Raw genomic sequence first — 17,427 nt, forward strand, 5'->3', positions numbered from 1 at the left:
ACGACGACCGCCTTACGCGGAACCTGCACCTTCAGGCGCCGTCGCGGCGGCGGCCGGATCGGCCGTGGAAACGGCCGGGGCTGCCTCGCGGTCGGGCGCGAGCGGGTCGGTCACCGTGCCGGACTCCTCGTCGAAGAGCCCCTGCGCCAGCCTGGTCACCGCTGCGGGGACCGGCGGCGTTAGGTCGGCCACAGCTCGGAGACCGGACAGGACGTCGTCGGGTCGCACGGCAGGTGTCACGTGCCGCACTACCAGCCGCAGTATCGCACAGGGCCGGTCCCCGGACCTATCAGGCTGTGGATCAAGGGCCTCCAGGCCGGCCACGGCCGCACGCGCGTCGAAGGTCCGCATGCCGTTCTTCGCCCGGCGCTGGACCTCGACGGTCTCGGCGGCGAGGAAGGCGGCGACGGCCTTCTCGGCGTCCTGCACGGCGACACCGTCCAGCCGCATCTCCCACACGGAGGCGGTCAGCCGGTCGGCGAGGCCCGAGGTGCGGGCCTCCACCGCGTCGATGACGTCGAGGCCCTCGGGCATCGACGCGTCGAGCAGTTCGCGCAGGGTGCCGGGATCCCGCGCCTCGGTGAGGGCGATCTCCAGGAACTCGGCCTCGCTGCCTGTCCCCGTGGGGGCGGCGTTGGCGTACGACACCTTCGGGTGCGGGGTGAATCCCGCCGAGTACGCCATGGGCACCTGGGAGCGGCGCAGGGCCCGCTCGAAGGCACGCTGGAAGTCTCGGTGACTGGTGAACCGGAGGCGGCCCCGCTTGGTGTAGCGCAGTCGGATGCGCTGCACCGCCGGTGCGGGCGGCGGGCCTTCGGGCTGTCGCTTGCCCAGTGGTTCTTCTCCTCGGTGCGGGGCGGCCGCGGTGGCGGACCGCCCACGAAGTACAGGGTGCCCCGGGGTGCCGATCCGGCTCACCCCCGCTTGACGGATTTTCCGGCAGGCAGGGAGATCTCGGACACGGGCGCCGCGCTGGGGACAGTCGTTGTCCTACCCAGGGTACGCGCAGCGGACCCTTCGAGTTCCCGCGCGTCCGTGACCTGCGGCGCTCCGACAAGCGCCCGCCACGCGTCCCTGCGGGCCACGCGGAGTGTCTCCCGGGCCGAGGCCAGTGCGCCGGCGGCCGCGCGTCCCGCCTCCCGCGCGGCGCGCCCGGCGGGCGCCCAGACCGCGTCCCGCAGGAAGTGCCCCACAGGGGTGCACACCGTGCGGTAGGCCCAGGTGGCCGGCGCACCGACCAGATACCACGCCAGCCGGGCCAGCACACGGCCCACGGAACGGGAGACGAACCCGGCGATCCGCCAGGCGACGCCGACGGCCGCCACGACCTCCCGCCCCAGCGGGGCCAGGACCCTCCGGTACACCCATCCGAGAGGCAGCACGAACAGCGTCATGACCAGCCGCACGGCGCCGGACCGGAGTCCCCGCCCCACGGCGGCGAGCCCCCGCCCGGCCGTCCGGAAGGTCCACGCGACGCCGCGCCCCACCGGTGTCAGGACGTACCGGTACACCCACACGGCGGGCAGCACGAGGAGGTGCGTGCCGAGCCAGTGCGCTCCGGCCCCGACCGGTTTCAGGACGTACCGCCACACGCCCGCCGCGGGCCGCACCAGGAGGACGGTGACGAGCGCGGTCACCGCGGGGACGAGCAGCCTGTCGTAGAGCCACCGCAGGCCGTGCCCGGCCGGGGTGAGCAGCGCCCGGTGGAGCCACATCAGCGGGACGACGAACCCGTAGCGGGCGACCGGGACGGCCACGTAGCGCCACAGGCCCACCCAGGGCCGGACCAGAAGGGCCACGGCGAGCCACACGAGGGCCCGTCCGACCGGGGTCAGCACCTGGTCGTACACCCACTCCAGCGCTCTGCCCAGGGGACGGAGCAGCACCCGCCCCAGGGCGCGGCCTCCCACGACGAGGAGATCCCACAGCATGCGGACCGGCAGGACGAGCACCAGCACCGCGATCCGCACCGGAATCCTGACGAGGGTGGTCACGCAGCCTTCCGCGCCCTCGTGGGGCGGGGGCGCGCCGTGCTTCTCGAGGCCCATGCCTCCAGGGACGTGGAACGCCCGGCCCGGAGTTGACCGGACCGGGCGTTCGTCGCCTGGCTGTTACGAAAAGGGCTACTTCACGACCGTCAGCGGGAGGAGTTTCTTGCCGGTCGGGCCGATCTGGATGTCCAGGTCGAGCTGCGGGCACACGCCGCAGTCGAAGCACGGAGTCCAGCGGCAGTCCTCGACCTCGGTCTCGTCGAGCGAGTCCTGCCAGTCCTCCCAGAGCCAGTCCTTGTCGAGACCGGAGTCCAGGTGGTCCCAGGGCAGGACCTCCTCGTACGTCCGCTCACGGGTGGTGTACCAGTCGACGTCGACGCCGAAGGCGGGGAGCGTCTTCTCCGCGCTCTTCATCCAGAGGTCGTAGCTGAAGTGCTCGCGCCAGCCGTCGAAGCGGCCACCGGACTCGTAGACCTCGCGGATGACCGCGCCGACGCGGCGGTCACCGCGCGAGAGCAGGCCCTCGACGATGCCGGGCTTGCCGTCGTGGTACCGGAAGCCGATGGAGCGGCCGTACTTCTTGTCGTCGCGGATCTTGTCCCGGAGCTTCTTCAGCCGGGCGTCGGTGTCCTCGGCGCTGAGCTGCGCGGCCCACTGGAAAGGGGTGTGCGGCTTGGGGACGAAGCCGCCGATGGAGACGGTGCAGCGGATGTCGTTCTGTCCGGAGACCTCACGGCCCTTGGCGATCACGTTGACCGCCATGTCACCGATCTGGAGGACGTCCTCGTCGGTCTCGGTGGGCAGACCGCACATGAAGTACAGCTTCACCTGGCGCCAGCCGTTGCCGTACGCGGTGGAGACCGTGCGGATCAGGTCCTCCTCCGAGACCATCTTGTTGATGACCTTGCGCATGCGCTCGGAGCCGCCCTCGGGGGCGAAGGTGAGGCCCGACCTGCGACCGTTGCGGGTCAGCTCGTTGGCCAGGTCCACGTTGAACGCGTCGACGCGGGTGGAGGGCAGCGAGAGGCCGATCTTGTCCTCGGTGTACCGGTCGGCGAGGCCCTTGGCGATGTCACCGATCTCGCTGTGGTCCGCGGAGGAGAGCGACAGCAGGCCGACCTCCTCGAAGCCCGTGGCCTTGAGCCCCTTCTCGACCATCTCGCCGATACCGGTGATGCTTCGCTCCCGCACGGGGCGCGTGATCATGCCGGCCTGGCAGAAACGGCAGCCGCGGGTGCAGCCGCGGAAGATCTCCACGGACATGCGCTCGTGGACGGTCTCGGCGAGGGGGACGAGCGGCTGCTTGGGGTACGGCCATTCGTCGAGGTCCATGACGGTGTGCTTGGACACGCGCCACGGCACGCCGGACTTGTTGGGCACGACGCGGCCGATGCGGCCGTCGGGCAGGTACTCGACGTCGTAGAAGCCGGGGACGTAGACGCCGCCCGTCCTCGCGAGGCGGAACAGCACCTCCTCGCGGCCGCCGGGCCGGCCCTCGGCCTTCCAGGCGCGGATGATCTCGGTGATCTCCAGGACGGCCTGCTCCCCGTCGCCGATGACCGCGCAGTCGATGAAGTCCGCGATCGGCTCGGGGTTGAACGCGGCGTGGCCGCCCGCCAGCACGATCGGGTGGTCGACGGTGCGGTCCTTGGACTCCAGCGGGATACCCGCCAGGTCCAGGGCCGTGAACATGTTGGTGTAGCCGAGCTCCGTGGAGAAGCTGAGGCCGAACACGTCGAAGGCACCGACGGGGCGGTGGCTGTCCACGGTGAACTGGGGCACCTTGTGCTCGCGCATCAGTTCCTCGAGGTCCGGCCACACGCTGTACGTGCGCTCGGCGAGGACGCCCTCGCGCTCGTTGAGCACCTCGTAGAGGATCATGACGCCCTGGTTGGGGAGTCCGACCTCGTAGGCGTCCGGGTACATGAGTGCCCAGCGGACGTCGCATTCGTCCCAGGGTTTGACGGTGGAGTTCAGCTCACCGCCGACGTACTGGATGGGCTTCTGCACATGCGGGAGCAGAGCTTCGAGCTGCGGGAAGACCGACTCGGCAGACATCTGTGGACCTTCGTAGCTGGCAGGGGTGACCATCAAGCGTAACCCGGTGCTCAGCCCTTCAGTGCCGCGCGCAGTCCGGGGTGCGCTGCCCGCGCCCAGACCTCGGGCAGTTCGCGCTCCCGTGCGTCCGCGACCGCTTCCTCCCGGGCGTACAGAAGTCCCCAGGTGAACGCGGACTCCCCCGCGCCGTGCGCCTGGACCGCGAGGGTGCGCAGGGCGTCCCGGGCCACGACGCTGTCCTGGTGGTCGCCGAGGACCGACTGCACGGCCTTCATCCGCTTGGCGAACCTCTTGGCGGGCTTCCCCAGGGCCGGCCTGGCGGCCTCGGCCGCGTAACGGACACGTTTGGCGGCCTTGCGCGCCTCGTGCATGGCCACGTCGCGCTCCTCGCCCGGCGGGAGGTCCAGAGCGTGCCCGACGCGGGTGGCCAGGCGGTCGTAGTCGTCGGTCACGGCGCGGGCGAGGGTGTCCCTCGGTGCCCGCTTCGCGGCGGGGCGCAGGGGCGGGTCGGCGAGGAGGGCGTCCAGGGAGTCCAGCAGGGCGAGATAGCGCCCTTCGTCGAGCACGGAGACCGCCCGTCGCCGCGATGCGGTGCGCCCGGCCACGGAGGTGAGCTGCAGCCGGGCACTCACGGGGCCCAGGAGCAGGGTGTCGGGCAGTGCGGCGGCGTGGGCGCGGAGCCGTGCGTCGAGCACCTCCCTGTCACGGTCGACCCCGAGCTCGGCGGCGAGCCACTTCAGCTCGTCGCGGAGCGGGTCGGTGACGGTGCGGTCGAGCACCTTGCGGTACGTCCTGAAAGCACTGCGCAGCCGGCGGGTGGCGACCCGCATGCGGTGCACGCTGTCGGGCAGGTCCCGGCGTACGGCGGGGTCGAGCTCTACCAGGGCCGTGACCTGGCGTCGTACGTAGGCGAGTACGTGATCGCCCGCGGTGCGCGGGGAGGGTTCCTTCTTCGTCTTCCGCGGCTTGCCCGGCGCGGTCTCGGCCAGGGCCCTGGCCAGCTTGGACGGCGCGTCCGAGGGCCTGACTCCGGCTTTGCGCAGCCGGCGTTCGACGGTGTCGAGGAAGGCGGGGTCGCCGTCGTCGGCCAGTTCGACCTCCATCTCGGTCCACGCCGAGGTCGTACCGTGTCCGTCCTCGGTGAGGCGTTCCGCGAGGACCTCGTCGACGCTCAGCTCGGCGAGCAGCGCCCCGTCCTCGTCGAGGAGGTGGTGGACGTCCCTGGCGGAGAGGATCCGCACGACGGGGACCACCGGGGCGTCCCGAACGCGGGAGCGGAGCAGCTCACCGAGGGCAGGTGGCAGTGCGTCGGTCAGGGGCGCCTGGATCTCGTCGCGGACACCCGCGGAGACGGGGATCTTGAGGTGCCATCCGGCGTCGTCCCCACCCGTTCTGCGGCGGAGCGTGAGGGAGTACGCGGCGAGCCGGAGATCCTCGGTGTCGTAGTAGACGGCGTCGAGTTCCCTCAGGCCGCGGTGGACGACGGCCGAGACCCCGGCCACGCGGGTCAGGTCGGGCAGCCGGGTTTCGGAAGTCGCTTCGTACTTTCGCTCGACCTCTAGCTTCGAGTCCGCCATACGGAGAACCTATCCGCGATGGGCGCGGATATGCAGGGCGGAGCGAAGTCCTCAGGCGGACATCGGACGTTGGACCTTGATCGACTGGAGCAGTCCGATCGCCACCCAGACCGCGAACATCGACGAGCCTCCGTACGACACGAACGGCAGCGGGAGTCCGGCCACCGGCATGATCCCGAGCGTCATCCCGATGTTCTCGAAGGACTGGAAGGCGAACCAGGCGATGATGCCGGCGGCCACGACCGTCCCGTACAGCTCGGTCGTACCGCGGGCGATACGGCAGGCGCGCCACAGGACGACGCCGAGCAGGACGATGATCAGCCCGGCCCCCAGGAACCCGAGCTCCTCGCCGGCCACCGTGAAGACGAAGTCGGTCTGCTGCTCGGGGACGAACTGCCCCGTCGTCTGCGATCCGTTGAAGAGCCCGGTGCCCGTGAGCCCGCCCGAGCCGATGGCGATACGGGCCTGGTTGGTGTTGTAGCCCACGCCGGCCGGATCGAGTGCCGGGTTGGCGAAGGCCGCGAAGCGGGCGATCTGGTAGTCGTCGAGCACACCGAGCTGCCAGACGGCCACCGCACCGGCCGTGCCCGCGCCGAGAAGCCCGAAGACCCATCGGTTGGAGGCGCCGGAGGCGAGGAGCACGCCGAGGACGATCACGGCCATGACCATGACGGAGCCGAGGTCGGGCATCAGCATGACGACGGCCATCGGCACGAGCGCCAGGCCGAGCGCCTTCGCGACCGTCCGGTGGTCGGGGTGCAGCTGGTCGCCCGCGTCGACCCGGGCGGCGAGCAGCATCGCCATGCCCAGAATGATCGTGATCTTGGTGAACTCGGAGGGCTGGAGGGAGAAGCCGCCAGGGAGGAGGATCCAGGCGTGCGCGCCGTTGACGGTGGCGCCGAGCGGGGTGAGGACCGCGATGACGAGCAGTACCGACAGCCCGTAGAGCACCGGCACCGCTCCCCGCAGCGTGCGGTGCCCGAGCCAGATGGTGCCGATCATCAGCGCGAACCCGATGCCGGTGTTGAGCGCGTGCCGGAACAGGAAGTAGTACGGATCGCCGTGGGTGAGTGACTCACGGCCGCGGGTCGCCGACCAGACCAGCAGCGAGCCGACGAAGGACAGCGCGAGGGACGATCCGAGCAGGGGCCAGTCCAGTCGCCGTACGACGGAGTCGCGGGCGGTGAGCTTGGCCCAGACGGACCGGTCCTCGGGGCCGTAGCGCGAGACGGAGAAGCCTGCCATCAGTCGCGCCTCCCCACGGCCGCGGGCAGGGCGCCGGCGAGCGCCTGCGTGCCGTCGTCGACGGGCGCGGGGACGTACGGCTTGATCTTGGGCGACTCGATCTGGCCGTCCGGCTTGATCTTGGGCAGGGTCTTCTGCGGCGCGGGCAGCAGCGCCTTCTTGAGGTCCTGCTTGCCGGTCGCGTCGAGACCGTAGAGCGCGTTGTAGATGTTGCGGACGGCGGGGCCGGACGCGCCGGAGCCCGTTCCACCCTGGGAGATCGTCATGACGATCGAGTAGTCCTTGGTGTATGTGGCGAACCACGAGGTCGTCTGCTTGCCGTAGACCTCGGCCGTGCCCGTCTTGGCGTGCATCGGGATCTTGTCCTGGGGCCAGCCGCCGAACCGCCAGGCGGCGCTGCCCCGGGTCGCGACACCCGCGAGGGCTTCGTCTATCTTGTCGCGCGTGTCTCCCGTGAAGGGCAGCTTGCCGTGGGCCTGGGGCGCGATCTCCTGAACGCTTCTGCCGTCGCCGCTGATGACCGCCTTGCCGACGGTCGGGTCGTACAGGGTGCCGCCGTTGGAGATCGCCGCGTAGATCGTCGCCATCTGCATCGGGGTGACGAGCGTGTCACCCTGACCGATCGAGTAGTTGACGGAGTCACCGGCGCGCATCTTGTTTCCCTCGATGCAGCCTTCGTAGGCGATCTTCTCGACGTACGTGCCGTCCTTCTTGCCCTGCTTGCACCAGGACGCCTTGTTGGCGTCGTAGAAGTCCTGCTTCCACTGGCGGTCGGGGACGCGGCCGGCGACCTCGTTGGGGAGGTCGATGCCGGTCTCCTTGCCGAGCCCGAACTGGTGGGCGGTCTTGTAGAACCAGTCCGCCGGGTCCTTCTTCGGCTTGTTGCCGCCGTCCTTCGCCCACTCCTTGTGCGCCAGTCCGTAGTAGACGGTGTCGCAGGAGACCTCCAGGGCGCGCCCGAGGCTGATGCTGCCGTAGCCCTGGGACTCGAAGTTCTTGAAGACCTGGCCCCCGATGGAGTACGAGCTCGGGCACGGGTAGTTGCCGTCGAAGTCGTATCCGGCGTTGACCGCGGCGGTCGAGGAGATGACCTTGAAGATCGACCCGGGTGCGGCGGTGCCCTGGATGGCCCGGTTCAGGAGCGGGAAGTTGGACTTCTTGCCGGTCAGCCTGGCGTAGTCCTTGGCGGAGATGCCGCCGATCCAGGCGTTGGGGTCGTACGTCGGCAGGGACGCCATCGAGACGATGCGGCCCGTCTTGGCCTCCATGACGACGACGGCACCGGAGTCGGCCTTGTAGAGCTCGTTGGTGTTGCGGTCCATCTCCTTGCGGGCCGTCTCCATGGCCTTGTTCAGCTCGTACTCGGCGACGGCCTGGACCCGTGCGTCGATGGACGTGACGACGCTGGAGCCGGGCTCCGCCTCGTCGTTCTGCGCCTGGCCGATGACGCGGCCGAGGTTGTCGACCTCGTAACGGGTGACACCGGCCTTGCCGCGCAGTTCCTTGTCGTACGTCCGCTCGAGGCCGGAACGGCCGACCTGGTCGGAGCGGAGGTAGGGCGAGTCGGAGTCCTGGGCCTTGGTGACCTCGTCGTCGGTGACGGGCGAGAGGTATCCGAGCACCTGGGCGGTGTTGGCCTTGCCGGGCGCGGCGTAGCGGCGTACGGCGGTGGGTTCGGCGGTGATGCCGGGGAAGTCCTCGGCCCGCTCGCGGATCGTCAGCGCCTGCTGAGTGGTGGCCTCGTCGGTGACGGGGATCGGCTGGTAGGGAGAGCCGTTCCAGCAGGGCTGCGGGGTCTTGGCGTCGCAGAGCCGGACCTTGTCCTGGACGTCCTTGGCCTTCATGTCCAGGACGTCGGCCAGCCGCTCGAGGACGCCGACCCCGTCGTCCTTCATCTTCATGAGTTCGGTGCGGCTCGCGGAGACGACGAGACGGGTCTCGTTGTCGGCGAGTGGCACGCCGCGTGCGTCGAGGATGGCACCGCGCACCGCCGGCTGGACGACCTGCTGGACGTGGTTGTTCTTGGCCTCGTCGGTGTATTCCTGCCCGTTGCGGATCTGGAGGTACCAGAGCCGGCCGCCGAGTGTCAGGAGCAGGGAGAACACGAGGACCTGGATGACGACGAGACGGATCTGGACCCTCTGGGTCCGCCCTGTCTCAGGAATGTTGGTCACAGCCGCTTGACCCCCTTGATCCTTCCTGCGCGTGAGGCACGGCTGCGGGCCGCCCTCAGGCGCAGCCCGCCCCGCTGGCTGCCGATCCGCAGCCCGGTGCCGGATGCCAGCCAGCCCGCTGCGACGTCACCGCCGGAGGAACTCTCGGCGACCGGGTCGTTCTCGGTGCGTCTGGCGAGCGCCATGATCAGCGGAACGGTGAACGGTGCGAGGAGCAGGTCGTACACCACCGCGGTGAACAGCAGGCTGCCCAGCCCCACATGGCGGGCGGCCGTGTCGCCGACGAGGGAGCCGACACCGGCGTACAGCAGCGTCGATCCGACCGCCGCGGCGACGACGAAGGCCATCGGGGTGAACGCCGACTTGAGCTGGCCGTTCTCGGGGCGGGCCATACCGGCGAGGTAGCCGATCAGACAGAGCACCAGGGCGTAGCGCCCTGCGGCGTGGTCGGCGGGCGGGGCCAGGTCGGCGAGGAGCCCCGCGCCGAAGCCGACGAGCGCGCCGCTGACGGGCCCGTACACGAAGGCGAGTCCGAGGACGACGAGGAGCAGCAGGTCCGGGGTGGCGCCGGGGAGCTGGAGGCGGGCGAGGACCGAGACCTGGATGACGAGGGCGACCACGACGAGGGTGGCGGAGAGCAGCGTCCGGTTGAAGCGCATGGGGATCAGCTCTATTCCTGCTCGTTCGCCGCGTCACCGGCGGCCGTGTCGGCGTTGCCGGAGGCGTCCGGTGAGGCACCCGGCGAAGCGGACGCGCCGGGCTTCTCGTTGATGTTCCCGACGACCTTTCCGTCGCCGTCGACGAGGTCACCGTTCGGCTGGACCATGACGGTGACGGTCGGGGTCGGCTTGGGCTTCTCGGGCTTCTTGGGCTGCTTCGGCAGGACCATGTCACGGGGGTCCTCACGGGGCGCCCGGACGACGACGCCCACGATGTCCAGCTTGGTGAAGCCGACGTACGGCCGGACGTAGACCGTCCGGGTCAGGTCGCCGCCGGACGGGTCGACACGGACGACCTCCCCGACCGGCACGCCGGGGACGAAGGGCTTGTCCTTGCTGGAGCCGAAGGTGACCAGCCGGTCGCCCTTCTTCACGTCCGCCTTGCCGTTGAGGAACTGGACCGAGAGCGGCCGGGACCCCTGTCCGGTGGCGAAGCCCAGCTCGTCCGTCTTCTCCATCCGGGTGCCGACGGTGAAGTCGGGGTCGTTGGCCAGCAGGACGGTCGCGGTGTTCGGGCCGACGGTCGTGACCCGGCCGACCAGTCCCTCGCCGTTCAGTACGGTCATGTCGCGCCGCAGGCCGTCGTTGGCCCCGGCGTCGATGGTGATGGTCCAGGAGAAGCCCTGGGCCGCTCCTATGGCGATGACTTCGGCGCCCTTGATGCCGTACTGGCCGGCCCCGGCGCTCTTCAGCATGGTGTCGAGCTGGCGGACCTTGCTGGTGTTGCGGTCGTCGCTGCCGAGCTTCGTCTTGAGCGCGGCGTTCTCCTGCTCCAGGGCGGCGATCCGGTCGTGCCGGTCACCGGAGTCCCGGACGGCGCCGATGGCGTTGCCCACCGGGTCCACCGCCGCCGCGACGCCGTTCTCGACCGGTCCGAGTACCGTGGCCGCTGCCTGCCGTGCTCCGTCCACCGGCGACTCCTCGCCACCACGGATGTCCACCGTGATCAGGGCGAATGCGATGGCGATCAGCAGCACCAGGAGCAGCCGGCTCTCTCGTGTGTCCCTCACGTGCGGCGGCCGTGCCTTCCTCGTCGGAATGTTCGTGCCTGTATACCGACGTCCGCCGTACGGGACGGCATGGCCCGTACGGCGGAGCGTCGTGTTCTACCGTCGGGGCTGGGCGTCCAGCACCTGCTGGAGTGCCTCGAACTCCTCGACGCACTTCCCGGATCCGAGCGCCACCGAGTCCAGCGGGTCCTCGGCGATGTGGATCGGCATGCCCGTCTCGTGGCGGAGCCGCTCGTCGAGTCCGCGCAGGAGCGCGCCGCCGCCGGTGAGGACGATGCCGCGGTCCATGACATCGCCGGAGAGCTCCGGCGGGCACTTGTCGAGCGTCGTCTTCACGGCGTCGACGATCGCGTTGACCGGTTCCTCGATGGCCTTGCGTACCTCGGTCGCGGAGATGACGACGGTCTTGGGCAGGCCCGAGACCAGGTCGCGTCCGCGGATCTCGGTGTGCTCGTCCTTCTCCATCTCGAACGCCGAACCGATCGTGATCTTGATCTGTTCGGCGGTGCGCTCACCGAGGAGGAGGGAGTACTCCTTCTTGATGTGCTGGATGATCGCGTTGTCCAGCTCGTCACCGGCGACCCGGATCGACTGGGCGGTGACGATTCCTCCGAGGGAGATCACCGCGACCTCGGTGGTGCCGCCACCGATGTCGACGACCATGTTGCCGGTGGCCTCGTGGACGGGCAGGCCGGAACCGATGGCCGCCGCCATCGGCTCTTCGATGATGTGCACCTGGCGCGCGCCCGCCTGCGTCGACGCCTCGATGACGGCGCGTCGCTCGACCCCTGTGATGCCGGAGGGCACACAGACGACGACCCGCGGGCGGGCCAGGTAGCGGCGCTTGTGGATCTTGAGGATGAAGTAGCGGAGCATGCGCTCCGTGATCTCGAAGTCGGCGATCACGCCGTCCTTCAGCGGTCGCACGGCAACGATGTTGCCGGGCGTACGCCCGATCATCTTCTTGGCCTCGGAGCCGACCGCCAGGATTCCGCCGGTGTTGGTGTTGATGGCCACGACGGACGGCTCGTTCAGTACGATGCCGCGCCCCCTGACGTACACCAGCGTGTTGGCAGTCCCGAGGTCGATAGCCATGTCACGGCCGATGAACGACATTGAGTTCCCCTTGTTCCCCATGAGGATGCGTCGGGCCTTCCCAAGAAGCGAAGAATGGCTTGTTTGAGTAGGCGAGGGTTGGCGCTGCGGGCGTGGAAGCTTCCATCGTAGTGCCGTATGCACGGACACAGCGCGAGGGTCCTTCGCCGGGCGAGCGGAACGGCTGCCCGCTCCACCCATGGTGACGTTACGTCGGAGGGATGGGTTCCCGCGATACGGGACCCTAAGCCGAAAGGCGACCGAATTACTTCGGTCGCCCCAGGTCATGAGCGCTGTTTGGCGGAGCCGAAGTCAGGAAAGCCCGGGAAAGAAGAGCTTGATTTCTCGCTCTGCGGACTCCTCCGAGTCCGAGGCGTGGATGAGGTTCTCCCGGGTGATCGTGCCGAAGTCGCCGCGGATCGACCCGGGCGCGGCGGAGATCGGGTCGGTGGGGCCGGCCAGGGCGCGTACGCCCTCGATGATCCGCTCGCCTTCGGCCACCAGAGCGACGACGGGGCCGGAGGCCATGAACTCGACGAGCGGCTCGTAGAACGGACGGCCCTTGTGCTCGCCGTAGTGCTGCTCCAGGGTCTCCTGGTCGAGCGTGCGCAGTTCCAGCGCGGTGATCGTCCAGCCGGCCTTGCGTTCGATGCGGCTGACGATCTCGCCGATCAGCCCACGCCGGACGGCGTCGGGCTTGAGAAGGACGAGGGTGCGCTGGGTCATGTGCGGCTCCTTGCAGACTTCCGGTGCGGGTGAGGGCGAGATTACAGGGGTACTCGGGCGGACCTACGGTCGGGCTAACTCTGCGTCATCCCTGGGCCGATGCCTGAGCGCTCTCCTGCGCCTCGGCCTGTGCCGCCCACCGCGCCTTGGCCTCGTCGATCCTGCGGCCGTAGTGCACCGATGCCCACCACAGGGCACCGAAGGCCCCGCCGAGGATGAACATCATCGGGACGAAGAAGCCGCTCAGCACCAGCAGGACCTGGAGCGCCCAGCCGAGCTGGATGCCACCCGGCCGGGTGATCCCACCGCAGAGCAGGACGGACAGCAGCATGCCGATGCCGCAGACCGTCCAGACCGTGCCCATGGACATGCCGTCGGTCTTCATCGCCACGAGTCCGGCGAACCCGATGACGAAGAATTCACCGATCAGCGTCGATGCACAGAGCGTACGCACAGGTCAGCGCCTTCCCAGGAGCAGTCGGGCCTCGCCGACCGTGATCACGGATCCGGTCACCAGGACTCCGGCGCCCGCGTACTCGGCCTCTTCCTCGGCCAGGGTGATCGCCGCTTCCAGCGCGTCGTCCAACCGGGGCTCGACCTGGACGCGGTCGTTGCCGAAGACCTCGACGGCGACCGCGGCGAGCGCGTCCGCGTCCATGGCCCGCGGGCTGGAGTTCTGGGTGACGACGACCTCGGCGAAGATCGGTTCGAAGGCTTCGAGGAGCCCGCGGACGTCCTTGCCGTCACTCGCGCCGACGACCCCGATCAGCCGGGAGAAGCTGAACGCCTCGGAGATCCCCTCGGAGGCGGCCAGACCGCCGGCCGGGTTGTGCGCCGCGTCCAGGACGACCGTGGGGCTGGACCGGACGACCTCCAGGCGGCCCGGAGAGAGCACGGAGAGGAAGGCCTTGCGGACCACTTCGACGTCGAGGCTGCGGGCCTGCTCCGCCCCGATACCGAAGAACGCCTCGACGGCGGCGAGCGCCACCGCCGCGTTGTGCGCCTGGTGCGCCCCGTAGAGCGGAAGGAAGATGTTGTCGTACTCGCCGCCCACTCCCCGCAGGGTCAGCAGCTGGCCGCCGACCGCGATCTCTCGGGAGACGACGCCGAACTCCATGCCTTCGCGGGCGACGGTGGCATCGACCTCGACGGCCTTCTTCAGCATGACCTGCGCGGCGTCGACCGGCTGCTGGGCCAGGATCACCGTCGCGCCCTGCTTGATCACTCCGGCCTTCTCGCCCGCGATCTCGGCGGGGGTGGAGCCGAGGCGGTCGGTGTGGTCCAGCGAGATGGGGGTGACCACGGCGACCGAGGCGTCGATGACGTTCGTCGCGTCCCAGGTGCCGCCCATGCCCACCTCGACGACCGCGACGTCGATCGGCGCGTCGGCGAAGGCCGCGTACGCCATGCCCGTCAGCACTTCGAAGAACGAGAGCCGGTAGGGCTGCCGGGCGTCGACCATCTCGACGTACGGCTTGATGTCGTTGTACGTCTCGATGAAGCGCTCGGCCTCGATCGCGGCGCCGTCCAGGCTGATCCGCTCGGTGATCGACTGGACGTGCGGGGAGGTGTAGCGGCCGGTGCGGAGCTCGAAGGCGCTCAGCAGGGCCTCGATCATGCGGGCCGTGCTGGTCTTGCCGTTCGTCCCGGTGATGTGGATCGACGGGTAGGCGCGCTGGGGCTCGCCCAGCACGTCCATCAGGGCCGCGATACGGGTCACCGAGGGCTCGAGCTTGGTCTCGCCCCAGCGGCCGGCGAGCTCCTGCTCCACCTCGCGCAGCGCCCGGTCGGTCTCGGGGTCGGCGGGGCGGTCGGGGACCGCCTCGCCCTGCGGCGGGCCCGACTGGGCGCGCAGCGTGCGGCTCCCGGCCTCGATCACCGCCAGGTCGGGGTCGCGCTGGGTCTCTTCGTCGACGATCTCCGCGAAGGTGTCGTCGGGATCTGACGCGTCGTGCCGGTCTGAAGGGCGGGGCTCACTCACAGGGCCAGTCTACGGATGGCCGCGGACATCGCGCGCAGCGCCCGCTGCCGGGCCACCCGGACACCGCGGAGCCCCACTGCCGTGCCCCCGGACACCGCGGAGCCCCCGCGCTCCCGGTCGGTCGGGTGTGCGGGGGCTCCGTCCTCGGGTGATCAGCCCGTCGGCAGGTTCGCCAGCTGGGCGGCGATGCGCTCGATGTCGGCCTCCGCCTTGGCGAGGCGGCCACGGATCTTGTCGACCACGTTGTCCGGGGCCTTCGCCAGGAACGCCTCGTTGCCGAGCTTTCCGGTGGCCTGGGCCTTCTCCTTCTCGGCGGCGCCCAGGTCCTTGGTGAGGCGCTTGCGCTCGGCCTCGACGTCGATGGTGCCGGACAGGTCGAGGGCGACCCTGGCTCCGGCGACCGGCAGCGTGGCCGTGGCGTGGAAGCCCTCGCCTGCGGGCTGCAGGCGCAGCAGCTGGCGGATGGCCGCCTCGTGCGGGGCGAGGGCCGTGCCGGTGACGGTCAGCTCGGCCGGGACCTTCTGGCCGGGCTGCAGGCCCTGGTCGGAGCGGAAGCGGCGGACCTCGGTGACGACCTGCTGGACGAGCTCGATCTCCTTCTCGGCCGCGTCGTCGCGGAAGCCGCTGTCCTTCGGCCAGTCGGCGACGACGACGGACTCCTGGCCGGTGAGCGTCGTCCACAGCGACTCGGTCACGAACGGGACGATCGGGTGCAGCAGCCGGAGGGTGACGTCCAGGACCTCGCCGAGGACCCGGGCGGAGACCTTGGCCTGCTCGCCGCCGGCGAAGAAGGTGGTCTTGGAGAGCTCGACGTACCAGTCGAAGACCTCGTCCCACGCGAAGTGGTAGAGGGCGTCACTGAGCTTGGCGAACTGGAAGTCCTCGTAGAACGCGTCGACGTCGGCGACGGTCTTGTTCAGCCGGGACAGGATCCACCGGTCGGTGGCCGAGAGCTGCTCGACGGGCGGGAGCGCACCCTCGACCGTCGCGCCGTTCATCATCGCGAAGCGGGTGGCGTTCCAGATCTTGTTGGCGAAGTTGCGGGAGGCCTGGACCCAGTCCTCGCCGATCGGCACGTCGGTACCGGGGTTGGCACCCCTGGCCAGGGTGAAGCGGACGGCGTCGGAGCCGTACGTGTCCATCCAGTCCAGCGGGTCGACGACGTTGCCGAAGGACTTCGACATCTTCTTGCCGCGCTCGTCGCGGACGAGGCCCGTGAGGGCGATCGTCTTGAACGGGACCTCGCCGTCCATGACGTACAGGCCGAACATCATCATCCGGGCGACCCAGAAGAAGATGATGTCGTGGCCGGTGAGCAGGACGTCGGTCGGATAGAACTTCTTGAGGTCCGGGGTCTCCTCGGGCCAGCCGAGTGTGGAGAACGGCCACAGGCCGGAGGAGAACCAGGTGTCCAGGACGTCGGTGTCCTGGGTCCAGCCCTCGCCGGTGGGCGGCTGCTCGTCGGGGCCGACGCAGACGACCTCGCCGTCGGGGCCGTACCAGACGGGGATGCGGTGGCCCCACCAGAGCTGGCGCGAGATGCACCAGTCACGGAGGTTGTCGACCCAGTCGAAGTACCGCTGCTCCATCTCCTTGGGGTGGATCGCGACCCGGCCGTCACGGACCGCGTCACCGGCGGCCTTGGCGAGGGTGTCGACCTTGACCCACCACTGGAGCGAGAGCCGGGGCTCGACCGTCGTGCGGCAGCGGGAGCAGTGGCCGACGGAGTGGACGTACGGACGCTTCTCCGCGACGATCCGGCCCTGGCCGCGCAGTGCCCCGACGATGGCGGAACGGGCCTCGAAGCGGTCGAGCCCCTCGAACGGGCCGGGGACGGTGATGACGCCCCGCTCGTCCATGACCGTCATCGACTCGAGACCGTGCCGCTGGCCGATCGCGAAGTCGTTCGGGTCGTGCGCCGGGGTCACCTTGACGGCGCCCGTGCCGAACTCCGGGTCGACGTGGGCGTCCGCGACGACGGGGATGGTGCGGTCGGTCAGCGGCAGCTTGATCCGCTTGCCGAGGAGGTGCGCGTACCGGGCGTCGTCCGGGTGGACGGCGACGGCGGTGTCACCGAGCATCGTCTCGGCCCGGGTGGTGGCGACGACCAGGGTCTCGTCACCCTCGCCGTACGTGATGGAGACGAGTTCGCCGTCGTCGTCCTGGTAGTCGACCTCGATGTCGGAGATGGCCGTCAGACAGCGCGGGCACCAGTTGATGATGCGCTCGGCACGGTAGATCAGGCCGTCGTCGTACATCTTCTTGAAGACGGTCTGGACGGCGGCGGACAGCCCCTCGTCCATCGTGAAGCGCTCACGGGACCAGTCGACGCCGTCACCGAGGCGGCGCATCTGCCCGAGGATCTTGCCGCCGTACTCCTCCTTCCACTGCCAGACGCGCTCGACGAACTCCTCGCGGCCCAGGTCGTGGCGGGACTTGCCCTCCTCGCCGAGCTGCTGCTCGACCTTGTTCTGCGTGGCGATTCCGGCGTGGTCCATGCCGGGCAGCCACAGAGCCTCGTAACCCTGCATCCGCTTGCGGCGGGTGAGGGCGTCCATCAGCGTGTGCTGGAAGGCGTGGCCGAGGTGCAGGGAGCCGGTGACGTTGGGAGGCGGGATGACGATCGTGTACGGAGGCTTCTCGCTCTCCGGGTCGGCCGTGAAGTAACCGCGCTCCACCCAGCGCTCGTACAGCTTCCCCTCTACCTCGGCCGGCGCGTACTGGGTCGGCAGTTCGGGGATGCTGGCTGGCTGCTGCGCTGCGTTCTCGGTCACGGCACACAGTTTAGGGGCGTCACTGTCGTGCACTGAAACCGGTTTGTTGAGTAACGGTGTACGTCCGGATGCCTGGA

At 69.8% G+C, this 17,427-nt stretch carries 13 protein-coding genes; all 13 read right to left on the bottom strand.

Going from position 1 to position 17,427, the window contains the following annotated elements; all coding sequences use genetic code 11:
- Positions 1–12: 12 nt before the first annotated feature.
- The 13 genes from ABZ441_RS26610 to ABZ441_RS26670 all read right to left on the bottom strand — a co-directional run bounded on the left by ABZ441_RS26610 (position 13) and on the right by ABZ441_RS26670 (position 17,350).
- A complete protein-coding gene (locus tag ABZ441_RS26610) occupies positions 13–792 on the bottom strand; it encodes a TIGR03936 family radical SAM-associated protein (RefSeq protein WP_358978611.1) in 780 nt (259 codons plus the stop codon).
- Between the two features lie 122 nt (positions 793–914).
- Positions 915–2,048: a hypothetical protein gene (locus ABZ441_RS26615; RefSeq protein WP_358978613.1), complete on the bottom strand. Its 1,134-nt coding sequence runs from the start codon at positions 2,046–2,048 to the stop codon at positions 915–917.
- 75 nt (positions 2,049–2,123) lie between these two features.
- Positions 2,124–4,049, bottom strand: a complete 1,926-nt coding sequence (locus ABZ441_RS26620) for a TIGR03960 family B12-binding radical SAM protein (protein WP_358978615.1) — start codon at positions 4,047–4,049, stop codon at positions 2,124–2,126.
- 50 nt (positions 4,050–4,099) lie between these two features.
- Entirely contained in the window at positions 4,100–5,626 is a 1,527-nt protein-coding gene (locus ABZ441_RS26625) for a CYTH and CHAD domain-containing protein (protein ID WP_358978617.1), read from the bottom strand.
- A 51-nt stretch (positions 5,627–5,677) separates the two neighbouring features.
- The gene (rodA, locus tag ABZ441_RS26630) at positions 5,678–6,871 is read right to left on the bottom strand and encodes a rod shape-determining protein RodA (protein WP_358978619.1); all 1,194 of its coding nucleotides are present in this window, start codon (positions 6,869–6,871) and stop codon (positions 5,678–5,680) included.
- Complete coding sequence (gene mrdA / locus ABZ441_RS26635) at positions 6,871–9,045, bottom strand: penicillin-binding protein 2 (RefSeq protein WP_358978621.1); 2,175 nt, start codon at positions 9,043–9,045, stop codon at positions 6,871–6,873. Before mrdA ends, rodA begins: the two co-directional genes overlap by 1 nt.
- Positions 9,042–9,704, bottom strand: a complete 663-nt coding sequence (gene mreD / locus ABZ441_RS26640) for a rod shape-determining protein MreD (RefSeq protein ID WP_358978623.1) — start codon at positions 9,702–9,704, stop codon at positions 9,042–9,044. The genes mrdA and mreD overlap by 4 nt, the downstream gene beginning before the upstream one ends.
- A gap of 11 nt (positions 9,705–9,715) precedes the next feature.
- On the bottom strand, positions 9,716–10,774 hold the full coding sequence (gene mreC / locus ABZ441_RS26645) for a rod shape-determining protein MreC (RefSeq protein ID WP_358978625.1): 1,059 nt from the start codon (positions 10,772–10,774) through the stop codon (positions 9,716–9,718).
- A 96-nt stretch (positions 10,775–10,870) separates the two neighbouring features.
- Positions 10,871–11,890, bottom strand: coding sequence for a rod shape-determining protein (locus ABZ441_RS26650; RefSeq protein ID WP_031091955.1), 1,020 nt, complete (start codon positions 11,888–11,890; stop codon positions 10,871–10,873).
- A 291-nt stretch (positions 11,891–12,181) separates the two neighbouring features.
- Positions 12,182–12,595 (bottom strand): nucleoside-diphosphate kinase, encoded by a 414-nt coding sequence (gene ndk / locus ABZ441_RS26655; RefSeq protein WP_358978628.1) that lies wholly within the window; start codon positions 12,593–12,595, stop codon positions 12,182–12,184.
- Positions 12,596–12,680: 85 nt separating this feature from the next.
- Positions 12,681–13,049: a DUF4233 domain-containing protein gene (locus ABZ441_RS26660; RefSeq protein WP_358978631.1), complete on the bottom strand. Its 369-nt coding sequence runs from the start codon at positions 13,047–13,049 to the stop codon at positions 12,681–12,683.
- Positions 13,050–13,052: 3 nt separating this feature from the next.
- Positions 13,053–14,576, bottom strand: a complete 1,524-nt coding sequence (locus tag ABZ441_RS26665; protein ID WP_358978633.1) for a folylpolyglutamate synthase/dihydrofolate synthase family protein — start codon at positions 14,574–14,576, stop codon at positions 13,053–13,055.
- A gap of 152 nt (positions 14,577–14,728) precedes the next feature.
- On the bottom strand, positions 14,729–17,350 hold the full coding sequence (locus tag ABZ441_RS26670) for a valine--tRNA ligase (protein WP_358978636.1): 2,622 nt from the start codon (positions 17,348–17,350) through the stop codon (positions 14,729–14,731).
- Between the last annotated feature and the right edge of the window lie 77 nt (positions 17,351–17,427).

This window comes from Streptomyces sp. NPDC005752 (assembly GCF_040630715.1).
Classification (GTDB): Bacteria; Actinomycetota; Actinomycetes; order Streptomycetales; family Streptomycetaceae; genus Streptomyces.